Source organism: Roseateles sp., assembly GCF_036486225.1.
Classification (GTDB): Bacteria; Pseudomonadota; Gammaproteobacteria; order Burkholderiales; family Burkholderiaceae_C; genus Roseateles.
Map to the genome: position 1 here is coordinate 1 of NZ_DASVNZ010000287.1, position 7,498 is coordinate 7,498.

Consider the following 7,498-nt stretch of genomic DNA (forward strand, 5'->3'; position numbering starts at 1 on the left):
GGCATGAGATTGTTCGGGGTTCCCGACGGATCCTCTCCGATCCGTCCGCTTGCATGGGCGCCGACCGGGTTGAAGTAGCGCAGACAACAGATCCGCCAGTCAGGATCTGACCGAGCAAGGTCGGCCAGCACGTTGGCCAGCGACACGCCGATGCGCGTGGCGACGGTCTGCTTCTCGACGGCGTAGCTGGTGCCGTTGGCTTCGACCAGACGCTGCACTTCCGACGACAGCGGGCTGATGACGACGTTGCCGGCCTGCTCCATGACCTGGTCCAGCGACGCGCGCAGCACGTCGCGGCTGGCGACCTTGGCGCCGGTGGTGGACAGGGTGGCGTCGGTGCCGATGTCGGCGATCAGCGCGGCGTTGGCCGGCATCGTCAGCGAGAAGTGGCCCTTGGCGTCGGTGACGACCGGGGTCTCGGTCGTGTCGCAGACGCCGTTGGCGTTGGTGTCGACGCAGACCTTGGCGCCGACGTAGTAGGCGGGATCGATCTTGGGATCGGTAACGCTGCCGGCGGTGAAGCTGGTGGCGGTGACGACGCCGTTGATCGTGACGCTCGGCGTCTGGGTGTCGCTGTCGGAGCCGCAGGCGGCCAGGATGGCCGCGGCAACGAGGGTGAGCGAGGCGTTCAGCGCGGTGGATTTGCTGTGTCGCATGGGAGTCCTGGAGTGGTGGCGATTGCTGTGCTCGAAGGCTCCGGGAGGAGACCGTTCGAAACGCCGCGCACTCTAGAAATCACGCATGACGGATCCGTGACCCCGCGCGTCAAGGCCGCGTGAGGGCCCTTGCGCCGCAAGGGCCGGCGTGTTTCGCAAAGTTACGTGAAGCGATGCGCACACGGTGAACGGGTTGAGATGCGCACGGGGCTTGATGGTCTGGGAACGCGCTCGGAGGTTGCGATCCGATCAGATGTGGGGCCTCGCGAGGGGCTGAATTTCGACGTTCCTTGCGCGCCGTCATATCGCGGATGCTTCCAGAGATGGCGATGTTCAGCGTTCTGGACAAAATGCGACTGTCTTGTCCAGAACAGTGAACATGCATGCCGAGCAAGCCGCCGACCATCTTTCCGCAGGAGCAGCGCATGCTTAGCCTCTTGGGCGAGCGCATCAAGCTCGCACGTCTAAGGCGCAAGTTCAGCAGTGCCACCGTCTCGGCGCGGGCCGGAATCTGCCGCACCACGCTCTACAAGGTGGAGGTGGGTGATGGAGGCGTGACGCTGGGAACGTATCTCCGCGTGCTCGCAAGCCTGGGCCTGTCTGGCGACTTCGAAAAACTGGCAGCGGACGATCATGTTGGTCGGCGTCTTCAGGACCTCGGACTCGAACCGAAATTGTCTGCGCCTAGATTGCGAGCCAGCCGGGCGAACGCGGCGCACGCCAAGGCATCTGGCTAGGCTTGCAAGTGCATAACCCGATGAACGCGCCACAGGCCAGCCGTGCGGACTTGAGAGCAAAGGCCACGATATACATTGGAATCGGCTTGGTTCAGCGCGTCGTGTCTGAGTTGGCGGTGTGACGGCGGCCGGCAAGAGAGGATGACCATGCGACCTCTGCGAGACCAGATGGCGCTTGCGAAACTAGAGTCCGAGGTTGGCCAAGCAGACGTGGCTTTGTGTCCCCCGCTGCTCGTTCACATCCTGGCCGGGTGGGACGTGATTCCTCTGCTCGAAAGCTCGTCGCGGCTGCAGCATCAGGCCGAGTGGCGCGCGCTGTTTGATTTGCTTGCGAACACATCACCACCTTCGCCCAAGGTCCGCGCTCGGTTCCACACTCAATGGCACGTCAGCCACCATTTCATACGTGGGCTCGTGGATGACGACCGTCTGATGCTTGCCGCTGCCCGCGCATGGCTTCCTCGGTACGAAGGGCCGGATTTGAAGCTCTTTAGAGGAGAGAACCTCGGTCGGTATCGAACTGGACGCATCGGCTACGGCTGGACCGATCGGCTTTCCATAGCTGAAATGTTCGCCGCTGGCCCTAACAGTGTAGGAACTGGTGGGGTCGTGCTGACGGCCAACGTCCCAGCTGCCGCAATCGTTGCCGGCCCAGCTTCGCACAGCAGCGATTGGCTGCAAGAGAACGAGTTTACGGTTGACGTTGCGCTTCTCGAAGCAGTGAGCGTCGTGGCGTGAAACCGCCGCTAGCTACCGGGCTCGCGAAACTCGAGGCAATGCGCTCTTTGAACAATGCCGGCGCGTGCGAGCGCGCCACGCGCACACTACGCCGAAGTCATTGCGCCGTTCTCCGATCATGCGGAGCCCCCCGGACGAACGATGGCGCGCGTCCTTTAGCCCTTCACCCCACCCGCCGTCAGTCCCGACACGATCCACCGCTGCGCCAGCAGGAACACCGCCGTGATCGGCAGGCCCGACAGCACGGCCGCGGCCGCGAAGTCGCCCCACAGGAAACGCTGATCGTGCAGGAAGTACTTCGAGCCCACCGCCAGCGTGAGGTTGGACTCCTCGCGCAGCAGGACCGACGCGACCGGGTACTCGATGATGCAGCCGATGAAGGCCAGCACGAACACCACCATCAGGATGGGCACCGCCATCGGCAGCAGCACCAGCCGGAAGGCCTGCCAGTGCGACGCGCCGTCGACCTTGGCGTTCTCCTCGATCTCCACGGGGATGGTCTCGAAGTAGCCCTTGATGGTCCAGATGTGCGTCGCCACGCCGCCCAGGTAGGCCACGATCACGCCCGCGTGCGTCTCGATGCCCAGCCACGGCACGAAGGTGCCGATGGTCTCGAAGATCGCGTAGATCGCCACCAGCGCCAGCACCGCCGGGAACATCTGCAGCAGCAGCATGCTGTTGAGGATGCTGGCCTTGAACGGGAACTTCAGCCGCGCGAAGCCGTAGGCCGCCGTCGTCGAGATCGCCACGATCAGGACAGCCGAGATCGTCGCCACCTTGATCGAGTTCCACAGCCAGGTCAGCACCGGGAAGGGCGGCTGCACCAGCGAGCCGTCCGCCGCCTGGTAGGGGATGCCCAGCGCCAGTTGCCAGTGCTCCAGGCTGATCGTCGTGGGAATCAGGCTGCCCGTGGCGAAGTTGCCCGGCCGCAGCGAGATCGACACCACCGCCAGCAGCGGGAACAGCGTGACCGCCAGGAAGATCCACAGCATCACATGCGCCGCGACGACGCGCCAGCGCGCCTGCTTGCCTCGAACGATGGCCATGTCGTGTCCTTGTCCGTCGATGCCGGCCGCGTCAGCGGTTGGCGTTGCGCATCAGGCGCAGGTTGAGCAGCGACATCCCCGCCACCAGCACGAAGATCAGCGTCGAGATGGCCGCGGCTAATCCGAAGTCCGTCCCCGAATCGCGGAAGGCGATGCGGTAGGTGTAGCTCACCAGGATGTCGGTCTGCCCCGCGGGGATCTTGGTGGACAGGTAGTCCGGCCGCCCGTCGGTCAGCAGCGCGATCAGCACGAAGTTGTTGAAGTTGAACGCGAAGGCCGAGACCAGCAGCGGCGACAGCGGCTTGATGATCAGCGGCGCCGTGATCTTGAAGAAGTTGGTCAGCGGTCCCGCGCCCGCGAGCGCCGAGGCCTCGTACAGGTCGGACGGGATGGACTTCAGCAGGCCCGTGCACAGGATCATCACGTACGGGTAGCCCAGCCACACGTTGACGATCAGCAGCATCGTGCGCGCCAGCGACGGGTCCGCGAACCACGCCGGCCGCACGCCGAAGAGCGCGTCCAGGATCGCGTTGATCTCGCCGAAGTTCTGGTTGAACAGGCCCTTGAACACGAGGATCGAGATGAAACCCGGCACCGCGTAGGGCAGGAACAGCAGCGTGCGGTAGGTCGTGCGGTAGCGCAGGTCCTCCCAGTTCAGCAGCACCGCCAGCATCATGCCGATCGCCGTCGCGAAGACCACCGTCAGCAGCGAGAACACCACCGTCCAGCTGAAGATCGACAGGAAGGGGCCGCGGAACTCCGCGTCGAACAGCATGCGCTTGTAGTTCTGTGCGCCGACCATGACCTTGTAGCCGGGCGCGAGGTGCGTGCCCGCCGCCGCGCCTTGGCCCTCGTAGTAGCCCGTCGTCGCGTCGGGGCGGAAGAGGGCGCCGTCGGCGACGCGCTTCAACGCGCCGTCGGGCTGCTCCTCGAAGTGCGGGCGGATCGGGCCGAACTCGCGCAGACCGAGATAGCGCAGCGTCGAGGCGTCGCCCGTGCCGCCGGTGGCCGCCGTGCCGCCGCTTTCACCCGGCAGCCGCAAACGCAGCTGCGCCAGCGCCTGGCGGTGCTCGACCAGCTCCTTCAACGTGAGCGCGGTGCCCAGCGTCGCGTCCGCCGGCCCGGTCGCCTGCATTGCGACGTCAACCGGCTTCGTTCCTTGACGCAGCGCCAGCGGTGGCGAGACGAATTGCGCGGTGCCGTTCGCGGGATCGCGCAGCACCACGCGGAAGTCGCTGCCGGCACCGTGCACGCTGTAGTCGCGCACGGCCTCGAGCGCCGTGTCGTGCTGGTCGAGCAGGAACTCGCGCACGCGCTCCTGGCTCAGCAGGTGGGCCGACGAGTAGTTCGTGAAACCGATCTGCGTCGTGTAGGCGAGCGGGAATGCGATGAACAGCAGCATCCCGGCCACGCCGGGGAAGAGGTAGCGGTAGGCGAAGCCGGCCTTGGACAGGTAGACGGCGAAACCGACGCCGAACAGCAGCAGCACGCCGAGCGCCCAACTCGTCAGACCGGCCGCGTACAGCATGAAGACGAGGTAGAGCGCCGCCAGAGCGATCACGGCCATCGTCGGCCAGTACAGCGCCTTCGTGAGCCGGTCCAGCGCGCCGGGCGGCTGTCGCGTGTAGGCCTCGGACAGCGGCGAACCCGGCAGCGTGGCGGCCAGCGTCGAGGTCGATGCGGTGGTGGCGTTCATTGCTTGAGCAGCATCCGGCCCGACGCGCCGTCCAGCGCGTCCTTGGGGCTTTGCAGGCCGTTGGTGATCGCCTCCAGCGCCGCGTCCATCGCGGTCCAGAAACGGCCCACCTCGGGGATGTTGGGAATGGCCTCGCCGGCGCGGGCGTTCTCCATGCTGGCGCGGATCAGCGGGTTCACCGACAGCTGCTGGTAGAAGGCCTTGTTGGCCGGCACGCCGATGGGCACGTCGGCGTCGAGCACCTGCAGCGACGCGGGGCGCATCAGGTGGCGCTCGATGAACTCGCGGGCGAGGTCCTTGTTCTTCGACGGCGCCGAGATCATGCAGCCCAGCACCCCGACGAAGGGCTTGGACGGCTTGCCCGCGACCACCGCCGGGATGGGCGCCACGCCGATGTCGATGCCGGCCTTGCGCGCGTTCTCCCAGGCCCAGGGGCCGGAGATCATCATCGCCACCTCGCCGCGGGCGAAGCCCGACTCCATCTCGGAATAACGCGCGCCGCGCGGCATCACGCCGTCGGTGATCAGGCGCTCCAGCATCCGGCCCGCGGCCAGCGCGCCGTCGTTGTTGACGTCGACCTGGCGCGCGTCGAATTCGCCTTGCGCGTCACGCCCGAAGATCACACCGCCGGCGCCCGCGAACATCGGCCAGGTGAAGAAGCTCTTGTTGTAGTCCCACAGGATCGCGTGCTTGCCGCGCTGGCGCAGCTGCTTGTCGACGGCGATCACGTCATCCCAGGTCGCGGGCGGCTTGCTCACCAGCGCCTTGTTGTAGATCAGGCCGGTGGTCTCGATCGCGATGGGGTAGCCCCACAGGCGGCCCTGGTAGCGGAAGGCCTGCCAGGCGGCGGGCTCGACCTCGTCGTAGAGCGTCTTGCGCGGCTGCACCGGCGTCAGCAGCCCGGCCTTGGCCCATTCGCCGACGCGGTCGTGCGGCCAGCAGAAGACGTCCGGGCCCTTGCCGGCGCCGGCGGCCTGCGTGTACTTCTCGGGCGCGTCGACCGGATGCTCGACGACGACCTTCACGCCGGACTCGCGCTCGAACGCGTCGCCGACCTTCTGCAGTCCGTTGTAGGCCTTGTCGCCGTTGATCCAGACGAGCAGCTTCGGTGCCGTCTGCGCCGCGACCTTCTCGCAGCCGACTAGCAGTGCGACGGCGGCCACCGCTGCCAATGCGCCACGAGCCAGCGCCGAGCGCGTGGCCGCGCGCTTCAAGGGACGTGTCATGCCGGCGCTCCGAGGCGCTTGAATGCCAGGCCTTGTGCATCGAAGAGATAGCAGAGGTCCGGCGGCAGATGCAGCTGCAACGTGTCGCCCGCGCGCACCCGCGTCCTGCCGTCGAATTCGCAGGTGAGGGCGTCCTCGACGCCCGGGTAGGCGCAGTACGCATGCGTCACGCCGCCCAGCGATTCGACGAAGGTGACGGTGCTGGCGATCAGGTTGGCGTCGCCGCCGACCTCGAAGTGTTCCGGACGCAGGCCCAGCGTGACCTTGTCGCCGGCCTTGGCGCGCGAGGCGTCGACCCGCGTGCGGATCATCGCGCCGTCAGCCAGCCGCACCGTCGCGTGATCGGCGCCGGCGGTCACGACCTCGGCCTCGATGAAGTTCATCTTCGGGCTGCCGATGAAGCCGGCGACGAAGAGGTTGTCCGGATGCTCGTAGAGCTCCAGCGGCGTGCCGACCTGCTCGATGGTGCCGGCGCTCAGCACGACGATGCGGTCCGCCAGCGTCATCGCCTCGACCTGGTCGTGGGTGACGTAGACCATGGTGGTCTTGAGGTCCTCGTGCAGCTTCGCGAACTCGTAGCGCATGCGCACGCGCAGCGCGGCGTCGAGGTTGGACAGCGGCTCGTCGAAGAGGAAGACCTCGGGCTTGCGCACGATCGCGCGGCCGATCGCCACGCGCTGGCGCTGGCCGCCGGACAGGTCCTTGGGCTTGCGCTCCAGCAGGTGCTCGATGTGCAGGATGCGCGCGGCATAACGCACCGAGCGCTCGATCTCGTCCTTGGGCACCTTCGCCAGCTTCAACCCGAACGCCATGTTGTCGTACAGGTTCATGTGGGGGTAGAGCGCGTAGCTCTGGAACACCATCGCGATGCCGCGCTCGGCCGGGGGCACGTCGTTGACCAGCTGGCCGCCGATGCGCAGCTCGCCGCCGGTGATGTCCTCCAGCCCGGCGATCGTGCGCAGCAGCGTGGACTTGCCGCAGCCCGAGGGTCCGACGAAGACCATGAATTCACCATCCCGGATCTCCAGGTCGATGCCATGCAGGATCTTGGTCTCGCCATAGGCCTTGGCCACGGCTTGCAGCTTCACGTCCGCCACGGGGTGTCTCCTTGTTTGTAGAGAATATACATGTCTGATTGGCGATTCACAACGCGACGATCCCTGGGTCGCTCCTCATGAATCGCATCAAATCAATGACTTGGAATCAAACGCGGGATAACCCGATGTAGTGAAACTACAGAATTTGAGAAGGCTTGAGGGATACTTCGCTCCATGATGACCGCCTCCCCCGACCGGGTCGCCGCCTTCGAGCAGGCGCTGCGACGTGAACGCCCCCTGGCCAGCCCCGCCGCCGCCGCGACCGCCGCGATCGCGTCGGCCGCTGCCGCCGGGCCCGCAGG

At 66.4% G+C, this 7,498-nt stretch carries 6 protein-coding genes and 1 pseudogene; 2 read left to right on the forward strand and 5 right to left on the reverse strand.

What is annotated here, in order from left to right:
* Positions 1-656 (reverse strand): annotated as a pseudogene (locus VF536_RS18690) (hypothetical protein); the annotation flags it as partial.
* Between the two features lie 383 nt (positions 657-1,039).
* On the opposite strand from VF536_RS18690, the gene VF536_RS18695 reads away from it, so the two are divergent.
* On the forward strand, positions 1,040-1,393 hold the full coding sequence (locus tag VF536_RS18695; protein WP_331616366.1) for a helix-turn-helix transcriptional regulator: 354 nt from the start codon (positions 1,040-1,042) through the stop codon (positions 1,391-1,393).
* Positions 1,394-1,540: 147 nt separating this feature from the next.
* The gene (locus VF536_RS18700; protein ID WP_331616367.1) at positions 1,541-2,131 is read left to right on the forward strand and encodes a hypothetical protein; all 591 of its coding nucleotides are present in this window, start codon (positions 1,541-1,543) and stop codon (positions 2,129-2,131) included.
* A gap of 155 nt (positions 2,132-2,286) precedes the next feature.
* On the opposite strand, the gene malG is transcribed toward VF536_RS18700, so the two are convergent.
* The 4 genes from malG to VF536_RS18720 are packed head-to-tail and all read right to left on the reverse strand — an operon-like array spanning position 2,287 to position 7,196.
* A complete protein-coding gene (gene malG, locus VF536_RS18705) occupies positions 2,287-3,177 on the reverse strand; it encodes a maltose ABC transporter permease MalG (RefSeq protein WP_331616369.1) in 891 nt (296 codons plus the stop codon).
* A gap of 31 nt (positions 3,178-3,208) precedes the next feature.
* On the reverse strand, positions 3,209-4,873 hold the full coding sequence (gene malF, locus VF536_RS18710) for a maltose ABC transporter permease MalF (RefSeq protein WP_331616370.1): 1,665 nt from the start codon (positions 4,871-4,873) through the stop codon (positions 3,209-3,211).
* Entirely contained in the window at positions 4,870-6,099 is a 1,230-nt protein-coding gene (gene malE, locus VF536_RS18715; protein ID WP_331616371.1) for a maltose/maltodextrin ABC transporter substrate-binding protein MalE, read from the reverse strand. Before malE ends, malF begins: the two co-directional genes overlap by 4 nt.
* Entirely contained in the window at positions 6,096-7,196 is a 1,101-nt protein-coding gene (locus tag VF536_RS18720) for a sn-glycerol-3-phosphate ABC transporter ATP-binding protein UgpC (protein WP_331616372.1), read from the reverse strand. Before VF536_RS18720 ends, malE begins: the two co-directional genes overlap by 4 nt.
* Positions 7,197-7,498 lie beyond the last annotated feature (302 nt).

What these genes read in the sequence shown, in the direction of transcription:
- malE (WP_331616371.1), bottom strand. Translation starts at nt 6,099, where the DNA reads ATGACACGTCCCTTGAAGCGCGCGGCCACGCGCTCGGCGCTGGCTCGT.
- VF536_RS18700 (WP_331616367.1), top strand. Translation starts at nt 1,541, where the DNA reads ATGCGACCTCTGCGAGACCAGATGGCGCTTGCGAAACTAGAGTCCGAG.
- malG (WP_331616369.1), bottom strand. Translation starts at nt 3,177, where the DNA reads ATGGCCATCGTTCGAGGCAAGCAGGCGCGCTGGCGCGTCGTCGCGGCG.
- malF (WP_331616370.1), bottom strand. Translation starts at nt 4,873, where the DNA reads ATGAACGCCACCACCGCATCGACCTCGACGCTGGCCGCCACGCTGCCG.
- VF536_RS18695 (WP_331616366.1), top strand. Translation starts at nt 1,040, where the DNA reads ATGCCGAGCAAGCCGCCGACCATCTTTCCGCAGGAGCAGCGCATGCTT.